The organism is Duganella caerulea, from assembly GCF_040362985.1.
Lineage (GTDB): Bacteria > Pseudomonadota > Gammaproteobacteria > Burkholderiales > Burkholderiaceae_D > Rugamonas > Rugamonas vulcania.
In genome coordinates, this window is the sequence record NZ_BPWJ01000010.1 from 1 (window position 1) to 20,011 (window position 20,011).

A 20,011-nucleotide genomic window follows, 5' to 3' on the forward strand; every position below is an offset into this window, starting at 1 on the left:
CTCGGATGGCGATGGGCCTTGGACGCCCACCGGATCAATGCTCCGCTGGCCTTACTCAAGGCCTCCGTCGGAGTCTTTCCACACCTAGCCGCTACATAGCCAAAAAAAACCACCCGCGTTGAACAAGTTCAGGCGGGTGGTTTTTGTATTACGACGATTGAATTAACGATAGAACGCTTCGACTTTGCCCTTCAGCTTGATCAGCATCGGGTTGCCCTTGCGGTCCAGGCTTTTGCCGGCCGGGACCTTGATCCAGCCTTCGCTGATGCAGTACTCATCGACGTCCAGGCGTTCTTTATCGTTAAAACGGATGCCCACTTCGTGTTCGAACACGGCGGCAACGTGGAATTTGCTGCGCGGGTCGATCGACAGGCGATCCGGCAGCGGAGGGAGTTGAGTAGTATCGTTCATCCCGCAATTATATCAGCTGGTTTTGAAGACCAGCTGCGCGACCCGTTGCAATTTCGGGTACACCATCGGCACCGTCAGCATGGTGCTGCCGATGGCCATCAGCAGCAGCGCGGTGAAGGTCTCGCTGGTGATGATCTGCTTGTCGAGCAAAATGTTGACAAAAATGATCATGATCAGGGCCTTGGTCTGCAGCAGCCAGCCGATGATGGACGCCTCGCCCGGCCCCCACTTGAGGATCTTGCCGGCGATGTGGATGCCCGCCAGCTTGCCGCTGACCGAGGCCACCAGCAGCACCGCCGCCACGAGGAACACGGCCGAACCGCCCAACGCCCAATTGGTGCGCAGGCCGGTGCTGAGGAAGAACACCGGCATCACCGCCATCAGCACGTTGGCGCGCAGGAAGTCCATCTTCTCCTGGTTGAACCATTCGGCATCCATCACCGCGCCGGCCAGGAAGGCGCCGACCATGAAGTGCAGGCCGGCCCAGTCGGCCGCGAGGGCGCACGCCGCCAGCCAGATGAAGGACACATACCAACGGTCGCGCTCCTCCAGCCGCACCATCATCATGCGGAACAACTTGGTCGCCACCGCGAACACCAGCAGGAAGCCAAGCTGGCGGCCGACGCGGTCCCAGTCCAGCAGGATCACCGCCAGCACGCCCCAGATGGCGATGTCGTCCAGGCTGGCGTAGCGCAGGATGCGCTGGCCGATCGGCTGGCGCAGGATCTCCAGCTTCTCCATCAGCAGGATCAGGATGGGCAGCGCGGTGACGGCGCAGGCCATGCCCACGCCCAGCACGAACTGCCAGTCGTGCGCCTTCGGCCCCATCCAGCCGGCGTAGCCAAGCAGCCCCAGCGCGGCCACGCAACCGAACACCAGCGGCGTGCCCAGCGCCAGGCCGGCGGTGATGGTGCTTTCGCGGCGGTGCTCCCAGGCCTTCTTCAGGTCCAGCTCGATGCCGGCGATCATCACGAAGATCATCACCGCCCACCAGGCGATGCCGTTGAGCGACTGCACCACCTGCGGGTTGAACACGAAACTGTAGTACTCGGGATAGGCGCGGCCCATGATGCCCGGCCCCAGCAGGATGCCGGCGATGATCTGCACCACCACCAGCGGCGCGTAATAGTCCGTGCCGCCAAGGCGCCAGATCAGGTACGGCACGCTAAAGATGATCAGCATCGCGATCAGGAAGATTTCGGTGGTACCCATGTGCATCTTTGTCTCCGGCTATATTTTTGGAATCTGAAAACGATATCATAGAAAATTAATAAAAACTACTTGCGCAGTCAAGTAATTGCGATATACTTGCGCAATCAAGCATTTATCAATAATTAGTTGCTATCGGAGCGCATATGAACGACATTACTCAAGACACCCCTGCCGACATCAGTCCCAGCCTGGAATTCGCGCTGCGGCTGGCGCGCGCGCAGGCCACGCTGGTGCGCCGGCTCGACCAGGTGCTGGGCGGCTACCACGGCATCAGCTTCGGCGACTTCATGCTGCTGCATTACCTGAACCGCGCGCCCGGCGGCCGCCTGCGCCGCGTCGACCTGGCCGAGCGCCAGGGCCTGACCGCGTCCGGCGTCACGCGCACCTTGCTGCCGCTGGAGAAAATCGGCCTGGTCGAGCGCCAGCAGGATCCGCGCGACGCCCGCGTGGCCTACGCCGCCATCACTCCCACCGGCCGAGAGCTGCTCAACAACGCCGTCTCGGTGGCGGAGCAGATCAGCAAGGAACTGCTGCGCAACTGCCCCACCGCGCATTTCGATGAACTGAGCACGGCGCTGGCCCTGATCGCCGGCATGAACGCCACCAACTCCTGAGAGACCGCCACCATGGACGATCCCAAAAAACGGCAACGCGCGGCCCTGATGCGCGACCATAACTTCAAATGGCTGCTGCGCGGCGGTGTGATCTCCATGCTGGGCGACCAGCTGACCATGGTGGCCCTGCCCTGGCTGGTGCTCAAGCTCACCGGCGACACGCTGGCGCTGGGCTTCGTCATCGCGCTGATGAGCATACCGCGCGCGGTCTTCATCCTGATCGGCGGCGCCGTGGTGGACCGCTACTCGCCCAAGCGCGTGCTCATGTTGAGCAAGTACGCCAACGCCCTGCTGCTCGGGGTGTTGACGCTGCTGGTGCTGAACAACCAGCCCACGCTGACGCTGTCGCTGAGCGAATCGCTGACGCTGACCATCGACATGAACGCGCACTTGACGCTGATGGTGATCTACGTGCTGGCCTTCGGCATCGGCCTGGCGCAGGCGTTCGGCATCCCGTCGGGCACCTCGATCATGCCGCAGGCGATCGCCGCCGAACACCTACAGGGCGCCAACGGCGTGTTGATGGGATTGCGCCAGGTGTCGATGCTGATCGGCCCCCTGCTGGCGGCCGGCCTGCTGGCCATCTCCGGCAGCGGCGGCGACGGCGTGGTGGCCGACGCGCGCGGCCTGGCCTTCGCGTTCGGCTTCGACTGCCTCAGCTTCCTGGTCTCGGCGTGGACCTTGTCCAAGGTCGGCATGCTGAAAGCGCCGGAGTACAACGAAGCGCCGCAATCGGTGCTGCGCTCCGTCGGCGCCGGCCTGCTGATGGTGTGGAACGACGTGCCGCTGCGCCTGTGCTTCATCTACTGGGGCACCGTGTCGCTGTTCATCGGCGGCGCGATGCAGGTGGCGCTGCCGGTGCTGGCCAGCGAGAAGCTGCACGGCGCCTCCGCCTTCGGCCTGCTGATGGGCGCCAACGGCGCCGGCACGCTGCTCGGGATGGCCGTGGCGGCGGTGGCCGGCGCGCGCCTGCGCTTCGCCAGCTTCGGCACCGTGCTGCTGGTGGGCGACGCCATCGCCGGCCTGCTGGTGATGCCGCTGGGCGCCGTGCAGGCGCCGTGGCAGGCCTGCGCGCTGATGCTGGCCCTCGGCCTGCTGTCCGGCTACATGCAGATCAACGTCTTCACCTGGATCCAGCGCCGCGTGCCGCCGCACATGATGGGCCGCGCCATGAGCATCTTCATGTTCATCTTCATGGGACTGGCGCCGTTGTCGGCCGCCGGCGCCGGCTGGGTGCTGACCGTGATCACGTTGTCGCAATTGTTCCTCGGCGGTGGCATCATACTGGTGGTGTTCGCGACGCTCGCGTATCTGCTCACGCCGATCCGCAGCATCAGCAGCGACAACGCCCCGCAACCGCAGTAAAAGGAAAAGCGCATGGAAACCAAATGGCTGGAAGACTTCATCTCGCTGGTCGAGACCAATAATTTCAGCCGCTCGGCGGCGCTGCGGCACGTGACGCAGCCCGCCTTCTCGCGCCGCATCCAGTCGCTGGAAAACTGGCTGGGCACGGACCTGATCGACCGCACCTCGTATCCCACGCGCCTGACGCCGGCCGGCATCGTGTTCTACGAACAGGCGCTGGAGATGCTGGCGCAGATCAACGGCGCGCGCGACATGCTGCGCTCCAAGCGCGCCGCCGCGCAGACCAGCATCGACCTGGCGGTGCCGCACACGCTGTCGCTGACCTTCGTGCCGAAATGGCTGACCGCATTGGAGCAGGACTTCGCGCCGATCAGCAGCCGCCTGATGGCGCTCAACGTGCACGACGCGGTGATGCAGCTGGTCGAAGGCGGCTGCGACCTGCTGCTGTGCTACCACCATCCGCGCCAGCCGGTGCAGCTCGACCCGGGCCGCTACGACATACTGGTGATGGGCCGCGAATCGCTGCGCGCCTACGCCCGCTGCGACAAGAACAAGGCGCCGGAATTCACCCTTCCCGGCACCAAGAAGGAGCCGCTGCCGTTTTTATCGTACACGAACAACGCCTACCTGGGCCGCATGGTGGAGCTGATCCTGACCGACGCAAAAACCCCGCTGCACCTGGACCCGCACTACGAGACCGACATGGCCGAGGGCCTGAAGATGATGGCGCTGGAGGGCCGCGGCGTGGCCTTCCTGCCCGAATCGGCGGTCACGCGGGAACTCAAGCAAAAGCAGCTGGCGCGCGCCGACGGCGGCGCCTCGGAGTGGGAAATCGAGATGGAGATCCGCCTGTACCGCGAGCGCCCGTCGGCGCAGCGGCGCGGCAAGGCCATCGTCGAAAGGCTGTGGGAATTCCTTGAACGGCAGCAGAAGGACAGCGGCCGAAAACGCCGCGTCGCAGTCTCGGAAAGGTAAGCGAAAAGATAAGCAAAAAACCGGCCGCGTCATAACTATGCATTTTTTGCATAGCCGAATGCGCATACAGCATTGGCCCGTTTTCAGTCTCCCGTCCTATGATTCGACCCACTTGAAGAGCGCCACGAGCGGACTTCAGCCACGAATTCCAAACGGAGACTTGAGCATGACCACTGTACAAGCACACACCCTGCCTTCCTACCTCAATCCAGAAGACCTCGGCCCTTGGGGCGTCTACCTGCAGCAGATCGACCGCGTTACCCCGCACCTGGGCAACCTGTCGCGCTGGGTCGAAACCCTGAAGCGCCCGAAGCGCATCCTGACCGTCGACGTACCGATCGAGCGCGATGACGGCTCCATCGCCCACTACGAAGGCTACCGCGTCCAGCACAACATGTCGCGCGGCCCAGGTAAAGGCGGCGTGCGCTTCCACCAGGACGTGACCCTGTCCGAAGTGATGGCGCTGTCGGCATGGATGACCGTTAAAAACGCGGCCGTCAACGTCCCATACGGCGGCGCCAAGGGCGGCATCCGCGTCGATCCGAAGACCCTGTCGCGCGGCGAACTGCAACGCCTGACCCGCCGCTACACCAGCGAAATCTCGCTGATCATCGGACCAAACAAGGACATCCCGGCACCGGACGTCAACACCAACGAACAGGTGATGGCATGGATGATGGACTCCTACGCCATGATCGAAGGTAACCTGTCGACCGGCGTCGTCACCGGCAAGCCAATCTCGCTGGGCGGCTCGCTGGGCCGCCGCGAAGCGACCGGCCGCGGCGTGTTCGTGGTGGGCCGCGAAGCCGCCGCCAAGCGCGGTGTGGCGATCGAAGGCGCTCGTGTGGCGATCCAGGGCTTCGGCAATGTCGGCGGCGTGGCAGCGACCATGTTCGCGGAAGCCGGCTCCAAAGTCATCGCCGTGCAGGATCACACCGGCACCGTGGTTCATCAAGGTGGCCTGGACGTGGCACGTCTGCACCAGCACGTGGCCGAATGCGGCAGCGTGACCGGTTTCGCCGGCGCCGAAGCCTTCCTGGACCGCGACGCGTTCTGGGGCATCGAGTCCGACATCCTGATTCCGGCGGCGCTGGAACAGCAGATCACCGCCGCCAACGCGCCGCTGATCCGCACCAAGATCATCCTGGAAGGCGCCAACGGCCCGACCACTCCGGAAGCGGACGACATCCTGACCGACAAGGACGTGCTGATCGTGCCGGACGTGCTGGCCAACGCCGGCGGCGTGACCGTGTCGTACTTCGAATGGGTGCAGGACTTCTCCAGCTTCTTCTGGAGCGAGGACGAGATCAACGCCCGCCTGACCCGCATCATGCAGGACGCCTTCAACGCCGTATGGACGGTGTCGCAGGAGAAGAAAGTAACGCTGCGTACCGCCACCTTCATCCTGGCGTGCACCCGCGTGCTGCAGGCCCGCGAAGTACGCGGCCTGTATCCATGATCGACTGATCCCCAGCAGTTTGCGCCTGCACCGGCTTTTGCCCGTGCGGGCGTTTTTCGCATTCAGAGCCAACAAAATAACGAGGACACCATGAGCACCATCGAACAAAAAGCGCTGGCTTACCACCGCGCCGGCAGCGCCGGCAAGATCGCCATCGAAGTGACCAAGAGCGTCGCCACCCAGGAAGACCTGGCGCTGGCGTACTCGCCTGGCGTGGCCGCGCCGTGCGTGGAAATCCAGCGCGAGCCGGCCAAGGCCTACGAGTACACGGCCAAGGGCAACTTGGTGGGCGTGATCACCAACGGCACGGCGGTGCTCGGCCTGGGCAACATCGGCGCGCTGGCCGGCAAGCCTGTGATGGAAGGCAAAGTGGTGCTGTTCAAAAAATTCGCCGGCATCGACGCCTTCGACATCGAGATCGATGAAACCGATCCCGATAAGCTGATCGACATCATCGCCGCGCTGCATCCGACCTTCGGCGGCATCAACCTGGAAGACATCAAGGCGCCGGAGTGCTTCTACATCGAGCGCAAGCTGCGCGAGCGCCTGTCGATCCCGGTGTTCCATGACGACCAGCACGGCACCGCCATCGTGGTCGGCGCCGGCATGCTGAACGCGATCGAGATGACCGGCCGCGATATCTCCAGCGTGAAGATCGTCTGCTCCGGCGCCGGCGCGGCGGCCATCGCCTGCCTGGAACTGCTGGTGGACCTGGGCGCGAGCCGTCGCAACATCTTCGTCTGCGACAGCAAGGGCGTGCTGACCACGGCGCGCGCGCTGGACGGCGAAAAAGCCGCATGGGCGCAGGACACCAGCGCCAGCAAGCTGTCCGAGGTGATGGACGGTGCGGACGTATTCCTCGGCGTGTCCGGTCCCGGCGTGCTGTCGCCGATGGACATCCAGCGCATGAAGCCCCATCCCATCGTCTTCACGCTGGCCAATCCGGAGCCGGAGCTGCGTCCGGAACTGGTGCGCGAAGTGGCGCCGGACGCCATCATCGCCACCGGCCGTTCGGATTATCCGAACCAGATCAACAACGCGCTGTGCTTCCCTTACCTGTTCCGCGCGGCGCTGGACTGCGGCGCCTCGACCATCAATCAGGAAATGAAGCGCGCCTGCGTGGTGGCACTGGCCGACATCGCGCGCAGCGACGCCCGCTTCGGCAAGGACTACGTGGTGCCTGGCCTGCTGGATCCGCGCCTGCTGGGCGGCGTCACGCCGAAGATCGCCAGCGCCGCCTGGCGCAGCGGCGTCGCCCGCAAGGAGCTGGTCGAACTGGAATACGCCGAAGACCTGCGCGACCTGGCGGAATCGCTGATCTAAGCAAACCGGCGGCGCGCCAAGGCTCACGCCATCTTGACGTTGAAGCCTTCCGCGTCCGCCGGCGGCACGAAATACTGGGTAATCAAATCGAACTCCGCCTCGCTCGTGCTGAACTGGTGAGCGCCCTCCTCATTGCGGAGCTTCAGCCGCCGCTTGCACTCTTCATCGCTTACGTCCAGATAATGCAGGCAATGCGCGGCCGAGGTCCCGGTGAGCAGGGACTTCATCCAGCCGCGCGTCGCGACCGTATTCGCGGGGAAGTCCAACACCACCGAACTGCCGGCGGCCAGAATGTTCTGGATCAAGCCGTGCAAGGCGCCGCGCAGCTTTGTCGTGCAGCGGACGTAATCGACCAGCGACTTGATCTCGCCCGGATACAGGGCTGCCAGCAGCTTGTCCTCGCTGATCAGCACTGTATTCGGCCGGCTCGCCAGCTCGCGGGTCAGCGTGGATTTACCGGCCGCGATCTTCCCGCAGACGAGATGCAGCGTAGGAACGTTGGCTACTTCGGGGACTTCTGTTTTCATCGGACTCTCCTTGGCTAAAAACCCCCGGAAACCAGATTCCCAAAAAAGAAACCCGCCTCCAGGGCGGGCTTCTTCCTTGCTGCAAAAAGCTAACCCGCCATCGGAATAATGGCGGCAATAATCGCAAGCTTCGAATATTGGCGTTTAGTCAGCATCATGCGTCGAGCATCGCATAGCTTTTCAACCATGTCAACCTGAGGCAGCGCTGACATAAATGGCTCAATTGCGCTTAAGCCTCATCATCACCAGGCGATGCTCGTCGCCGACCAGCAGCACGCCATGATCGTCAAACATCAATTGCCGTATAACCGCGGTGCCGCCAAACTCGGTGTCGGTGCCCGTCAGCTTGATGCGCAGGATGGTCGACTTCTGCGCCGACAGCGCCGCCGTGCCGACGCCGTAATCGCCCAGCACCAGCAAATCGCCCACCGGATCGCCGACGTTGTAGGAACCAACCACCACATCGGCCAGCAGCAGGCTGCCCTTGTAGAGATGCGCATCGAGATCGGGCGAACGGCCGCTGCCGGCCCACTTGCTGGACAAGGTTTCCTGTCCCAGGTCGGTGCGGTCGGCCGGCAGCACCGCGATGCCGGATTTGTCGAGCGCCACGCCCATCACGCCGCCGGGACTGGAGAGCGAGGCCTTGCCGTTCCAAAGCACGCCCATTTTGCCGCTGGTGTCCAGCGCGATCGGATACGGCAACGCTCCGTTGGTGCCCAGCGAATGCACGATGGGCGCGCCCAATCCCTTGGGCCACATGGCGACCATCGCACCGCCGCCTTCCAGCCAGGAGGACAGCACCACGCCGGCCGACGCGGCCACGCGCGGATGCAGCGCCGACGTCGATATCTCGAACGGTGGCGTCAACTGCCGGCCGTCGAAATCGAATTTGCACAGCTTGAGCAGGTACTGCGTCTTGTCGGTGACCGGCAGCAGCGAAAAGGTGGTGACCAGCCAGAAGCCGTTGCCGTCCACCGCGCCGCTGCTTTCGGCCGCAGCCAGCTCGGTGGTCGACGTGGGCGCCACCGCCGGATACAGGTCGATGGCGCCGCCGATCTGCTTCGCCTGCGCGTCGAAGTGCAGCAGCTTGGCGCCGGGGCCGGACTGCAGCATCACAAAGCCGTCCGGCGACGGCAGCATCTGCCACTCGCCCAGGTAGCCGGCGGCCAGCGTGAAGCCGTAATCGATGCTGGACACCAGCGCGCCGTCCTTGTCCAGCACACTCAATCGGGTGCGCGGATGCACCTGGTTGCCGTTCTGGATAACGGTCGTATCGGAGAACGAGCGCACCACGATATGGTCGCCCACGATCAGCGCGTCGCCCATGCCTTTCAGCGCGGCGCCTCCAGGCAGCGTAAGGGTCTGCCGGGCGCCATCAACGTCGATAAGGGTGGAGGTGTCGGGCGTGGTGCCGGTGAAGGTGGCGGCCGTGGCGTCAGGCTTCGCCGTGGTGCCGGAAGAACCGCCACCACCGCATGCGCTCAACGCGGCGGCCAGCGCCAGCAGGGCCAGATGGCGGGGGAAGGCTTGAAAACGCATACTGGCTCACAGTGCACTGTCTGAAAGCGAAAAGTATATAGAAAAACAATCCCCTCCCTATACCATCCGCGCCACAACAGCATGGCCCCGCGAGCCAGCGGGATGACCCTGCAAGCCTTTATTTGCGGATGACTTCTCCGCCTTTCATGACAAAGGTCACCTTGGTCAGTTCTGTCGCGTTCTCCGCCGGATCGCCCTTGACCGCGATGATATCGGCGAACTTGCCGGCGGTGAGTGAGCCCACGCGGTCCTTCCAGCCCAGCAGGTCCGCCGCGTTGATGGTGGCCGCCTGGATCGCCTGCATCGACGTCATGCCGTACTTGATCATGTAGGCGAACTGCTTCGCGTTGTCGCCGTGCGGATAAACGCCGGAGTCTGTGCCGAAGGCCATCTTCGCGCCGCCGTTGAGGGCCTTGCGGAAATTATCGCGCTGGATCTGGCCGACCACCTTCTCCTTGGCGATCGACTCCGGCAGCATGCCGGCCTTCTCGCCTTCCTGCAGGATAAAGTCGTCGTTGTAGATGTCCATCACCAGGTAGGTGCCCTTCTCGCGCGCCAGCTTGATGCCCTCGTCGTCGATCAGGCTTGCGTGCTCGATCGAATCGACGCCGGCCAGGATCGCATCGCGGATGCTGCTGGCGCCGTGCGCGTGCGCCGCCACCTTTCGGCCCAGCTTATGCGCCTCGCCGACGATGGCCTGCATCTCCTCCAGCGTGTACTGCTGCGCGCCCGGCTCGTCGCCCTTGGACAGCACGCCGCCCGAGGCGCAGATCTTGATCACGTCGGCGCCGTACTTGGCCATCTCGCGCACCTTGGCGCGCGCCTCCCACGGGCCGTCGGCCACGCCACGGCTGGTGAACTTCATATCCGGCGGCAGCAGGTTCTCGTCGCAGTGGCCGCCCTGGATGCCGATGGCGTAACCGGCGGTGCGCATGCGCGGGCCGATGAAATCGCCGTCGTTGATGGCGTCGCGCAGCGCCACGTCGCCGAAGCCGCTCGCGCCGACATTGCGCACGGTGGTGAAGCCCGCCTCCAGCGTCTTGCGCGCGGCGCGCACGCCGTACAACGCGGCTCGCGTATCGGACACGCCCAGCGCGTTGTAGCCGCCCAGGTAAGGGTCGCCGGTCAGATGGGTGTGCATGTCGATCAGGCCTGGCAGCACGGTCTGCGACGACAAGTCGATCAACTGCGCGCCCGACGGCACCTTGGCCGAGGCGCTGGGGCCGACGGAGGTAATGCGCTCGCCGGTGATGACGATGGTCTGGTCCTTGAGCACCGTGCCGGCGACCACGTCGACCAGGCGGCCGGCGCGTATCGCCACCACTTTGCCGGCATCGGCGAACGACGGCGCGGCCGCGCCCAGGGTGGCCGCGACGGTGGCGGAGATCAGTAGATGCTTGAATTTCATGGAGTTCCCGAAAAGAGTCTGCTTGTTGTTGATCTTATCCCGGCCACGCACAGGTGCGGAACCCGGCGAAGATGTCGTCGCGCTCGGGCAGGAAGAAATTGCGGAAGCGCGGACTGACGAAACGTGACGGCGTGGCGAACGACGCGCCGCGCAAGGTTTGATGCGTAGAGAACCACGGCGCCGAATATTCTCGATAGCGGTCCGCCTCGAAGTCTGGGTAGGCATCGAACGGCGACGCGGTCCACTCCCACAGCTGGCCCCAGCGGAACGCCGGATGGCCGGACAGCGCGGCATACTCCCACTCAGCCTCGGTCGGCAGGCGGCGGCCGGCCCAGGAGCAGTAAGCCTGCGCCTCGTACAGGTTCAAATGCCGCACCGGCTCCGCGCCGGCCAGCGTCGCGGGCTGGCCGAAGCGCACCGTGCGCCATTGGCCGCCGTCGCGCTGCCAGTAGCGCGGCGCCGAGCGCTCCTGGCGCATCAGCCAATCGGCGCCGGCGCCGCTCCAGAACTGGCGGTTGTCGTAGCCGCCGTCGCCGATAAAATCGACATACTGCGCATTCGTCACCAGCGTGCTGTCGATGGTGAACGGCGCCACGCGGAAGGCATGCGTCTGGCGCTCGTTATCGAACACGAAGCCATTGCCCTCGGCGCTGCCCAGCTGGATGGTCCTGCCGGGGAAGCTGATCTCCGACGGCGCATACAGCTGCTGGCCGTTGTTCGTGGCCCGCTCCGGCGCGGGCAAGCCCAGGGTCTGCAAGGTGTAGAGCAGCGCCTCGCCGTGCATGTCCTCGTGCGCCAGCGCCAACCGGTAAGGGTACAGCGCCGCGTCGTCGTTCGGTTCGCGCGACAGCTTGTCGAGCACACGGTCCAGCACTTCGTGGCAGTAGGTCTTCAGCGCGCCGGTGCTTGGCAGGTCCAGCGTCCAGCGGCTGCGGTGCGGCACGCGCGCCGAATCGAACCAGTCGTCGCCCTTGGTCAGCAGGCAGTTCCCGTGGGCGTCGGCCGGGTGGCTGGAATCGGCCGAGCGCAGGATGAACCATTCGGCAAACCAGGCGGTGTGGCCCAGCTCCCACAACGGCGGATTGACGATGCGCAGCTGCGGCACGCGCTCCGCCACGTCCATGCCGGCGGCGGCGAAGCAGTCGAACAGCGACAGCGTATAATCCCGCGCATGCTGCAGCGCCTGCGCCAACTGCTGCGGCGAGGCGGTCCTGAACGAAGTTGGGTTGGAAGTCATGGGCCGATTGTAACGATTTTTAGCCAAAACACCAGTGAGCGCACCCCATATCTGGATCGTCAGCCCGGCCTCGGCACGGGCCAACAACGGCAACTGGCAGAGCGCCAGCCGCTGGGCGCGTTTTCTGCGCACACGCTATCGGGTATCGATTTCACAACAATGGCCCGACTCCGGCCCCGCCGCGGCGCCGGACCTGCTGATCGCGCTGCATGCACGCCGCTCCGCGCCGTCGCTCGACGCGTACGCGCGCGCCCATCCGCAGCGGCCATCGATCCTGCTGTTGACCGGGACCGACCTGTATCGCGACATCCAGACCGATGCCAGCGCCCAGCAGGCGCTGCGCCAGGCCAGCGCGCTGGTGCTGCTGCAACCGGCGGGCATGGACGCCCTGCCCGCGCCGCTGCGCGCCAAGGCCAGCGTGATCTTCCAGTCGGCGCCCACACTGCGGCCCGCGCGCCCTATCAACAAAAGGCACATGGACATCAGCATGGTCGGCCACCTTCGCTCCGAAAAAGATCCGCTGACCTTCATGCGCGCCGCCGCGCTGGTCACGGCGCCCAGGGCGCGCCTGGTCCACATCGGCGGCGCGCTGGAACCGGCGCTGGAGCAGGCCGCGCTGGCGACAGCCGCCGCCCATCCGCGCTACCGGTGGCTGGGCGCCCTGCCGCATGCGGCCACGCGACAGCACCTCAAGCGCAGCGCCCTGATGGCGATCACCTCGCACATGGAGGGTGGCGCCAACGTCATCATCGAAGCGATTTGCAGCGGCGTGCCGGTGCTGGCGAGCGACATCAGCGGCAACCGCGGCATGCTGGGCGACGACTACGCCGGCTACTTCCCGGCCGGCGACGCCGCCGCGCTGGCACGCCTGATCGACCGCGCGCTGGCCGAACCGGACTTCCTTGCCCTGCTGCGCGCCCAGTGCGACGCGCGGGCGCCCCTCTTCGCTCCAGCGGCCGAGCAGGCAGCTTTGCTGGAGTTGGTGGATAATCTGCTGCACAAGTCTAAACAAGGAACGACATCATGAGCAATGACCCAATCAAACTGACCTCCTTCTCCCATGGCGGCGGCTGCGGCTGCAAGATCGCGCCGGGCGTGCTGTCCGAGATCCTGAAAAATTCGTCCGGCTTCCCGGTGCCGAAGGAGCTGATGGTCGGCATCGAGACCGCCGACGACGCCGCCGTCTACAAACTCAATGACGAGCAGGCGCTGATCGCCACCACCGACTTCTTCATGCCCATCGTCGACGACCCGTTCGACTTCGGCCGCATCGCCGCCACCAACGCCATCTCCGACGTCTACGCCATGGGCGGAACGCCGATCATGGCGCTGGCCCTGGTCGGCATGCCGATCAACAAACTGCCGCTGGAAACCATCGGCCAGATCATCAAGGGCGGCGAATCGATCTGCGCCGAAGCCGGCATCCCCATCGCCGGCGGCCACACCATCGACTCGGTCGAACCGATCTACGGCCTGGTGGTGCTGGGCCTCGTCCACCCATCGAAGGTGAAGCGCAACGCCGACGCCAAGGCCGGCGACGTGCTGGTGCTGGGCAAACCGCTGGGCGTGGGCGTGCTGTCGGCCGCGCTGAAGAAGGACAAGCTGGACGCCGCCGGCTACCAGGCGATGATCGCCAACACCACCAAGCTCAATAAGCCAGGCAAGGCGCTGTCGGAGATGGCGGGCGTGCACGCGCTGACCGACGTCACCGGCTTCGGCCTGCTGGGCCACCTGCTGGAACTGGCGCGCGGCGCCAAGCTCACGGCGCATCTCGACATGGCCAAAATCCCGCTGCTGCCGGGCGTCGAGCAACTGGCGCACGACGGCTACTTCACCGGCGCCTCAGGCCGCAATTGGGACGCCTACGGCAAGGATGTGGAGCTGTCGCCGACGGTGTCGCAGGCGCAGCACATGCTGCTGACCGATCCGCAAACATCCGGCGGGCTGCTGGTGTCGTGCGACGCCGGCAGCGTCGACGAGGTGCTGGAGCTGTTCCGCCGCGAAGGCTTCGGCGAAGCGGCCGTCATCGGCCGCATGGCCGACGGCGCGGCGCGCGTGACGGTCGCCTGACCTGCGCCCGATGCGCTACCACCTCCTCCTGCCGGCCTTGTTCTGCGCGCTGGCCGCCAGCGCGCAGGCGGTCGAACCGGACGTTGTCCACTTCCCTGGCAAAACAGGAACGCTGGGCGGTGAGCTGTACAAGCCATCGGGCGACGGCCCCTTCCCCGTGCTGCTGTATAACCACGGCAGCGCGGGGGGCATGTTGAACAGCCAGGCCGCCAAGATCATCGGGCCGTTGTTCGCCTCGCGGGGCTGGGTCTTCTTCATGCCCTACCGGCGCGGCCAGGGCTCCAGCGCCGATGCCGGCCCTTACATCGGCGACGAGATCAAGGCCGCCACCGCGCGCGGCGGCATGCAGGAAGGTTCGCGCACGATGACCCGCCTGCTCAGCACCGACCATCTCGACGACCAGCTGGCGGCACTGGCATGGATACAATCGCAGCCCTACTCACAAGGAAAACCGGTGGCCGTCGCCGGCAATTCCTTCGGCGGAGTGGAGGCGGTGCTGGGCGCCGCCAAGGCGCCCTACTGCGCGGCCGTCGTCGCCTCCGGCGGCGCCGAAAGCTGGTCGCAATCGCCCGAGCTTCAGGAGGTGATGAAGTCGGCCGCCCGCAACGCCGCCAGTCCGATGATGTTCTTCCAGGCCGCGAACGATTTCAATCTGGAGCCCAGCCAGGTGTTATCCGCCGAGCGCTCGAAAACCGGAAAAACCAGCGTGGTCAAAACCTACGGCGCCTTTGGCAAAAGCGCCGCGGATGGCCACAGCTTCGCTTATCGTGGTGCTGACATATGGTTCGCCGACGTGTTCAACTTCATTGACCAAAACTGCAGGTAAACGCCTAATCAGCTTACCATCCGGGCCGACAAGGCTGCGCCGCGCCTCAACAGAAAGGCGCGCAGCAGGCTCGGATACTCCGCCGGCACCGCTTGCCGCACGGACGGCCGTGCGGCAAGCGCGGCGCGCCATGCCGCGGTGCGCGGCAGTCCGGCCAGCATGCCGAAATCCGCGATCGTGTCGAACACGTCGATATAACGGAACACCGGGCCGAAGACCGCGTCGACCATGCCGAATTGCCCACCCATGAAGTAAGGCCCTTCCCCCAGCGCTGCCTCCACCCGCTTGAAGCGTGCATGGATCTCGCCGGCCTTGGCGGCCAGCGCCTGCTGATCAGCGGCGTTATAAAATCCGCCGATCAGATTCAATAGCGTCGATCCGAACTCCATCCACGACCGCTGCTGCGCGCGCAGCAAGGCGTCGGCCGGATGCAGGCGCGGGACGTGCGTCTCGTCCAGATACTCGCAGATCACCGCCGATTCGAACAACGCCGCGCCGCCAGTCAGCAGCACCGGCGTTTTCCCCAGCGGCGAAACGGCCAGGAACCAATCCGGCTTTGCCGCCAGGTCGATATCGCGCCGTTCGTAGGGAACGCCCTTCTCGGCCAGCACTATCGCCGCCCGCTGCACGTATGGGCACAAGGGATGGCTGACCAGCACCGTATCCATTTTTTACTCCTCTCTGAAAGTCGATGGCGTTAATATACGATTTCGGACATGCAACGAAAATAGGCGATCACGCAGATGGGCTATGCAAAACCGCAATACAGACTGAGCTCGCAAGATCTGGAAATCATCCTCGCGCTGGTACGCGGAGGCACGCTGGCGGATGCCGGCGAGCGGCTGGCGGTCGATCCGTCCACCGTATTCCGTTCGGTGCAGCGGATGGAGAAAGGCTTGGGCACGCGCCTGTTCGAACGTTCGCGCCTGGGATATCAGCCGTCGGAGCTGGCGCAATCGCTGGCGCGGCACGGTGAACTGGTGGAAGCGCAACTGGACGCGGCGCGCTCGGCGGCACTGCAAAACCCCGATCAGGTGGAGGGCACGGTCCGTATCACCAGCACCGACACGATATTGCACGCGCTGGTCGCCCCGGCGCTGCGCGATCTGCAGGCCAGCCATCCGCTGCTAACCTACGAGCTGGATGCCGGCAACAAGCTGGCGGACCTGAGCCGCCACGAGGCCGACATCGCGGTGCGCGCCACCAGCCGGCCGCCGGCGCACCTGGTCGGAAAACACATAGGCCCGATCCGCGTCGCGCTGTTCGCCGCGCGCGGTGGAAAATGGAAGAAGGCCAATGCCGGCAAGGCGCCGTGGATCGCGCCGGACGACGCGCTACCAGAACATCCATCGGTCATCTGGCGCAAGAAAAATTATCCGAAGGTGACGCCGCAATTCCGCGTCAACAGCATCCTGAGCGTGGCCGAAATGGTGGCGCTGGGACTGGGCGTCGGCATACTGCCGCTGTTCCTGGCGCGGCAACGCAGCGACCTCGCGCAACTGGGCAGCACGCTGGATGAAGCGAAAACCGAGCTATGGCTGCTCACCCACGTCGAGTCGCGCCACCTGCGGCGCGTCTCGACGGTGTTCGGCCATCTGTCCAGCACACTGGTGCTGGATTGAAGAGCATTCCGGTGAAAGCCGTCGGCGATTGCCGTGGCCTCCGCCGCGATCTGCGCTAAAGTAGATTCATTATCAACCACAGAAGGAAGATCATGCTGGTCACTACTACAGAAAACATCGCGGGTTATCGGGTACTGGAAGTGAAGGGACAGGTGTTCGGCGTGGTCGTGCGCAGCCGGGGTTTGGCGGGCAATCTGATGGCCGGGCTGCGCTCCATCTTCGGCGGCGAGATCCTGGAATACACCGCGCTGCTAGAGGAAACGCGACGCCATGCGCTCGACCGCATGGTCAAGAACGCGCAGCAGATGGGCGGCAACGCGGTCGTCATGATGCGCTTCGATTCCTCCGAGATGGGCCAGACCATGAGCGAGATCGTCGCCTACGGCACGGTCGTCGTGGTCGAGAAAGCCTGACATGCTGCGCAACGCGATACTCGTCATCGCGCTGCTGGTCGCCGGTGGCGGCGCGATCGCCCTGGCGACCGGCCACTCCGAGGCGATGCCCGCGGCGATCTGGGGCGGCATCCTTACGGTGGCGGTGCTGTTCGAACGCTGGCGCTATCAACCGCCGCCAGCCACCGGCGGCAACTGGCAGCCCACGGGCGAGCAGTTCATCGACCCGGAGTCCGGCGCGGCGATGGAGGTCCTGTACGATCCGGGCACCGGCGAGCGACGTTATGTCGCCAAGGCCGGCAAGCCGTAACGCCTATCGGAGCGCCTCCAGCACCGGGCCCAGGGCGGCGATCAACGGCGCCGGCGACCATGCCGCCCAGATAGCCGCTATCGGTGGTGGACGGCGTATTCAGGTCGGCATGCGCGTCGAACCACACCACGCATGCATCCGGACGATGGCGTGCCACCACCGGCAGCGTCGCCAGCGAGGCGGCGCAGCGGCTCGACGCCGTCAGCGGCTTCGCGCGCCGGGCCAGCACCTGGTCGAGCTGCGCGGCCAATGCGCGCAAGGCCGGCATGGCGGCGTCCAACTCCGCCCGCCAGCCCAGGTTCAACGCCGGCGCCGGCGTGCCGACTACCACGACCCCAGCGCCCAGACGCTCCGACAGCACGGCCGCCAGCGACTTCGCACCGGGAATCGCCAGGTTATTGTGGTCGCCCACACGCCCCTGAAATAATGTAATCGCCACCTCGCTCATTTACCACCTCCTCAAAGACTGCGACTGTAGCCGCCCCAGGATAGACTGGGGCTAGTCCGCTGGGCGCAGTATGGATGGGTCACCGCTCAGTGCAAACGGCACGGCTCTGGCCCATCGGTTCGACGACAACGAGAACGTCAGCGCGCGCACCTGGTGGTACCAGCCGGCCGGCACGTACAGCATGTCGCCCGGATTGACGATGACTTCGACCGTGGGGCCTGGCGCGCGAGGGGGAACTTCTCGTAGTCCGGCGCCTCGGGGTCGAACGGGGAGCCGAACAGGATGGCGTTGGCCTCGTTCGGATACAGGAACTCGTCGTGGTGCGGCGGCGCCAGGAAGATGCGCTTGGTGCCCCAGATCTGCGCGAAGATATTGTCGTCGTAGTCGCAATGCAGCGGCGTCACCGTGCCCGCGGGGCCGAGCCAGAAGCGCGGCGGGCCCATTTTGTCGAAGTACGTGGGCCAGTGACAAAGGCGGTTCAGCTCACGCAGCTCCAGGTTGCCCAGGTACGGCGGCAGGTCGTGCGTGCCGGCGGCCACCAGTTCCAGGTACTCCAGCATCGACATGTCCTGCATCGCGCGGTCGGGCGCGAACGCGGTGTTGATGTAGTCGCCCACCCGCGCGCGCACCGGCAGGTGGCTGTACTGCGCGCGCAGCGATTCCGGCGTCAGGGCGCACAACGGCCAGCGGCTGGCCGCGCCGGCCATCAGGAACGGCAGCCCGTCCGCCGCCCGTTTGCGAAAGGCGGCGGCATCGAGCGCGCGGATGCGCGGTATCTCCGCGATAGGCGGCAGTTCGCGCGAAGCGCGCTTGATCGCCTCGCGCATCTCGGGGATCGAGGTGACGCCGCGAACCTGCGCGTCCTTGCGCTCACGCGCCAGCTTCTGCGCCGCGGGGTCGGCGGACCAGGCGGACTCCGACTCCTGCCGGGTCGGCGGCAGGCGCAATGCGCGCGGCGCTTCCGCCGGCTTCTTCTCTTTCGACATATCCCGAACTAAAATTTTTTTAAGGGCGATAGTATAACTGGTCGCTCTCAAAACAGTTCGTCAAGCTGTTCGAAGAAAAGGCGTTTGGCCGGCGCGTCTTGCCGGTCCAGTTCCTTCAGAAAGGAGGCCGCCGCGCGCTCGGACACGTCTTCAAGCAGGTTGCGGTGAACGAAGGCGATGTCGAGCCAGCGGTCAGCCTTCCCTCCACGCCCCCAGTCGATGAAATGCAACCGTTCGCCCGCGTCGACAAACACATTGCTGTCGCCCAGATCGCCGTGCGAGAACACCAGGTCCTCGGCAGGCGCCGTCGCGCGCAGGTGATGCAGCAGGTCCTGCGGCGTGCTCAAACCGGGCCATTGTTCCAGGTCGCAGTCTTCGTCGATGAGGCCTTCGCACATCAGGTATTCCAGTTCCCGCAGCCGCATCGCCGCGCCGGCATCGAACGGACAATCGGCAGCAGGCAGCGACTGCACTTGACGCAGCGCCTCGCGGAACAAGCCCGTCACCGGTTTGCCGGCGGCGACCAGCGACGACAGCGGCACTCCCGGCACGGCGCGCGTGATCATGCACTCCCCATCGCCGTTTTGCGCGGCGAGGACCACCTCCGGAACGCTTAACCGCCCCGAAAGCCAGTCCAGCACACTCGCCTCGCGCATGACGCTATAAGTGGTGCCGGCATAGATCGCGGGCGAGGTCTTGAGAAAAAAGACATCGCTGCCGCGCTGGAAGCGATGGACCTCGCATGGCGATTCGCCAACTTCGTCCCGCTGCAGCGGCGCGTCGCCGATAAAGCTTTTCACTGCGGGAGGCAGCTTTAAAAACGATGGTACGTTCACTGATTCCTCTTCAAATTTGTCGATAAAACTGAAGGCCATTACCGTCCAGGTCACGCACATGGAACTCCCTGGTTCCCCACGGCGTGTCGCCAGGCCGGCACCACGGGCCGGAGCCCGACGCCGGAATGGCTCCGCTTCGCAGGAATTCGGCATACGCCCGCTCCACATCGCTCACATAAAAGCGGTAGACCGGGCGGTCCAGCACATGGTCCCAATGCGACGCATCCTGCCACTGCAGCTGGAGCTCCAGGCCATCGCGCGCCACCGCCGCATATCTGGGGCCGTCCGCCTGGTCCCTGAACACCTCGACGAAACCCAGCTTTTCATAGAACGCCAGCGATGCGGCGACATCACGCGACATCAGCACCGGTATCACCGCCTCGATGAGTTTTTCCATTCCATCCTCCGTTTAGCGCATCGGCGCGCAGATGACAAAAAGACCATGGCGCCA

Annotated in this window: 22 protein-coding genes and 1 pseudogene; 12 read left to right on the plus strand and 11 right to left on the minus strand. The window is 65.1% G+C overall.

Going from position 1 to position 20,011, the window contains the following annotated elements:
- Positions 1-162 precede the first annotated feature (162 nt).
- Positions 163-411: a DUF3297 family protein gene (locus ACUJB0_RS25610; protein WP_161086081.1), complete on the minus strand. Its 249-nt coding sequence runs from the start codon at positions 409-411 to the stop codon at positions 163-165.
- 12 nt (positions 412-423) lie between these two features.
- Entirely contained in the window at positions 424-1,629 is a 1,206-nt protein-coding gene (locus tag ACUJB0_RS25615; RefSeq protein WP_444847702.1) for a cation:proton antiporter, read from the minus strand.
- 137 nt (positions 1,630-1,766) lie between these two features.
- Here ACUJB0_RS25615 and ACUJB0_RS25620 point away from each other — a divergent pair, with 137 nt between their 5' ends.
- From ACUJB0_RS25620 to ACUJB0_RS25640, 5 genes are all read left to right on the plus strand, one after another.
- Complete coding sequence (locus ACUJB0_RS25620) at positions 1,767-2,237, plus strand: MarR family winged helix-turn-helix transcriptional regulator (RefSeq protein WP_444847703.1); 471 nt, start codon at positions 1,767-1,769, stop codon at positions 2,235-2,237.
- Positions 2,238-2,249: 12 nt separating this feature from the next.
- Positions 2,250-3,602, plus strand: coding sequence for an MFS transporter (locus tag ACUJB0_RS25625; protein ID WP_444847704.1), 1,353 nt, complete (start codon positions 2,250-2,252; stop codon positions 3,600-3,602).
- A 12-nt stretch (positions 3,603-3,614) separates the two neighbouring features.
- Positions 3,615-4,577, plus strand: coding sequence for a LysR substrate-binding domain-containing protein (locus ACUJB0_RS25630; RefSeq protein ID WP_444847705.1), 963 nt, complete (start codon positions 3,615-3,617; stop codon positions 4,575-4,577).
- Between the two features lie 166 nt (positions 4,578-4,743).
- The gene (locus tag ACUJB0_RS25635; protein ID WP_161091619.1) at positions 4,744-6,036 is read left to right on the plus strand and encodes a Glu/Leu/Phe/Val family dehydrogenase; all 1,293 of its coding nucleotides are present in this window, start codon (positions 4,744-4,746) and stop codon (positions 6,034-6,036) included.
- 90 nt (positions 6,037-6,126) lie between these two features.
- Entirely contained in the window at positions 6,127-7,359 is a 1,233-nt protein-coding gene (locus tag ACUJB0_RS25640; RefSeq protein ID WP_444847706.1) for a malic enzyme-like NAD(P)-binding protein, read from the plus strand.
- A gap of 23 nt (positions 7,360-7,382) precedes the next feature.
- Here the strand turns inward: ACUJB0_RS25640 and ACUJB0_RS25645 are convergent, their stop codons facing one another.
- The 4 genes from ACUJB0_RS25645 to senA all read right to left on the minus strand — a co-directional run bounded on the left by ACUJB0_RS25645 (position 7,383) and on the right by senA (position 12,070).
- Entirely contained in the window at positions 7,383-7,886 is a 504-nt protein-coding gene (locus ACUJB0_RS25645; RefSeq protein ID WP_444847707.1) for a P-loop nucleotide/nucleoside kinase family protein, read from the minus strand.
- Between the two features lie 219 nt (positions 7,887-8,105).
- Positions 8,106-9,425 carry a hypothetical protein gene (locus ACUJB0_RS25650; RefSeq protein WP_444847708.1) on the minus strand — a complete coding sequence of 440 codons (1,320 nt, stop codon included), beginning with the start codon at positions 9,423-9,425 and terminating at the stop codon, positions 8,106-8,108.
- Between the two features lie 118 nt (positions 9,426-9,543).
- Positions 9,544-10,833, minus strand: coding sequence for a Xaa-Pro dipeptidase (locus tag ACUJB0_RS25655; RefSeq protein WP_444847709.1), 1,290 nt, complete (start codon positions 10,831-10,833; stop codon positions 9,544-9,546).
- A 34-nt stretch (positions 10,834-10,867) separates the two neighbouring features.
- A complete protein-coding gene (gene senA / locus ACUJB0_RS25660; RefSeq protein WP_444847710.1) occupies positions 10,868-12,070 on the minus strand; it encodes a selenoneine synthase SenA in 1,203 nt (400 codons plus the stop codon).
- A gap of 34 nt (positions 12,071-12,104) precedes the next feature.
- On the opposite strand from senA, the gene senB reads away from it, so the two are divergent.
- From senB to ACUJB0_RS25675, 3 genes are read left to right on the plus strand one after another with little or no spacing between them, the layout of a single operon-like run.
- Entirely contained in the window at positions 12,105-13,097 is a 993-nt protein-coding gene (senB, locus tag ACUJB0_RS25665) for a selenoneine biosynthesis selenosugar synthase SenB (protein ID WP_444847711.1), read from the plus strand.
- Positions 13,094-14,140, plus strand: coding sequence for a selenide, water dikinase SelD (selD, locus tag ACUJB0_RS25670; protein ID WP_444847712.1), 1,047 nt, complete (start codon positions 13,094-13,096; stop codon positions 14,138-14,140). The genes senB and selD overlap by 4 nt, the downstream gene beginning before the upstream one ends.
- Positions 14,141-14,150: 10 nt before the next feature.
- Positions 14,151-14,966 carry an alpha/beta hydrolase family protein gene (locus ACUJB0_RS25675; RefSeq protein WP_444847713.1) on the plus strand — a complete coding sequence of 272 codons (816 nt, stop codon included), beginning with the start codon at positions 14,151-14,153 and terminating at the stop codon, positions 14,964-14,966.
- Between the two features lie 8 nt (positions 14,967-14,974).
- Here the strand turns inward: ACUJB0_RS25675 and ACUJB0_RS25680 are convergent, their stop codons facing one another.
- Complete coding sequence (locus tag ACUJB0_RS25680; RefSeq protein ID WP_444847714.1) at positions 14,975-15,634, minus strand: glutathione S-transferase family protein; 660 nt, start codon at positions 15,632-15,634, stop codon at positions 14,975-14,977.
- 75 nt (positions 15,635-15,709) lie between these two features.
- On the opposite strand from ACUJB0_RS25680, the gene ACUJB0_RS25685 reads away from it, so the two are divergent.
- The 3 genes from ACUJB0_RS25685 to ACUJB0_RS25695 all read left to right on the plus strand — a co-directional run bounded on the left by ACUJB0_RS25685 (position 15,710) and on the right by ACUJB0_RS25695 (position 17,290).
- Positions 15,710-16,588 carry a LysR family transcriptional regulator gene (locus tag ACUJB0_RS25685; protein ID WP_444847715.1) on the plus strand — a complete coding sequence of 293 codons (879 nt, stop codon included), beginning with the start codon at positions 15,710-15,712 and terminating at the stop codon, positions 16,586-16,588.
- 92 nt (positions 16,589-16,680) lie between these two features.
- Positions 16,681-17,001, plus strand: coding sequence for a heavy metal-binding domain-containing protein (locus tag ACUJB0_RS25690; protein WP_444847716.1), 321 nt, complete (start codon positions 16,681-16,683; stop codon positions 16,999-17,001).
- A 1-nt stretch (position 17,002) separates the two neighbouring features.
- Entirely contained in the window at positions 17,003-17,290 is a 288-nt protein-coding gene (locus ACUJB0_RS25695; RefSeq protein ID WP_444847717.1) for a hypothetical protein, read from the plus strand.
- On the opposite strand, the gene ACUJB0_RS25700 is transcribed toward ACUJB0_RS25695, so the two are convergent.
- Positions 17,199-17,495 (minus strand): arginase family protein, encoded by a 297-nt coding sequence (locus tag ACUJB0_RS25700; protein ID WP_444847916.1) that lies wholly within the window; start codon positions 17,493-17,495, stop codon positions 17,199-17,201. The genes ACUJB0_RS25695 and ACUJB0_RS25700 overlap by 92 nt on opposite strands.
- On the opposite strand from ACUJB0_RS25700, the gene ACUJB0_RS25705 reads away from it, so the two are divergent.
- The gene (locus ACUJB0_RS25705) at positions 17,377-17,712 is read left to right on the plus strand and encodes a hypothetical protein (protein ID WP_444847922.1); all 336 of its coding nucleotides are present in this window, start codon (positions 17,377-17,379) and stop codon (positions 17,710-17,712) included. The genes ACUJB0_RS25700 and ACUJB0_RS25705 overlap by 119 nt on opposite strands.
- A 77-nt stretch (positions 17,713-17,789) precedes the next feature.
- Here ACUJB0_RS25705 and ACUJB0_RS25710 read toward each other — a convergent pair.
- From ACUJB0_RS25710 to ACUJB0_RS25720, 3 genes and pseudogenes are all read right to left on the minus strand, one after another.
- Positions 17,790-18,724: pseudogene (locus ACUJB0_RS25710) on the minus strand (cupin-like domain-containing protein).
- Positions 18,725-18,771: 47 nt separating this feature from the next.
- The gene (locus ACUJB0_RS25715) at positions 18,772-19,620 is read right to left on the minus strand and encodes an APH(3') family aminoglycoside O-phosphotransferase (RefSeq protein WP_444847718.1); all 849 of its coding nucleotides are present in this window, start codon (positions 19,618-19,620) and stop codon (positions 18,772-18,774) included.
- Entirely contained in the window at positions 19,571-19,957 is a 387-nt protein-coding gene (locus ACUJB0_RS25720; protein WP_444847719.1) for a DUF8817 family protein, read from the minus strand. Before ACUJB0_RS25720 ends, ACUJB0_RS25715 begins: the two co-directional genes overlap by 50 nt.
- Positions 19,958-20,011: the final 54 nt, after the last annotated feature.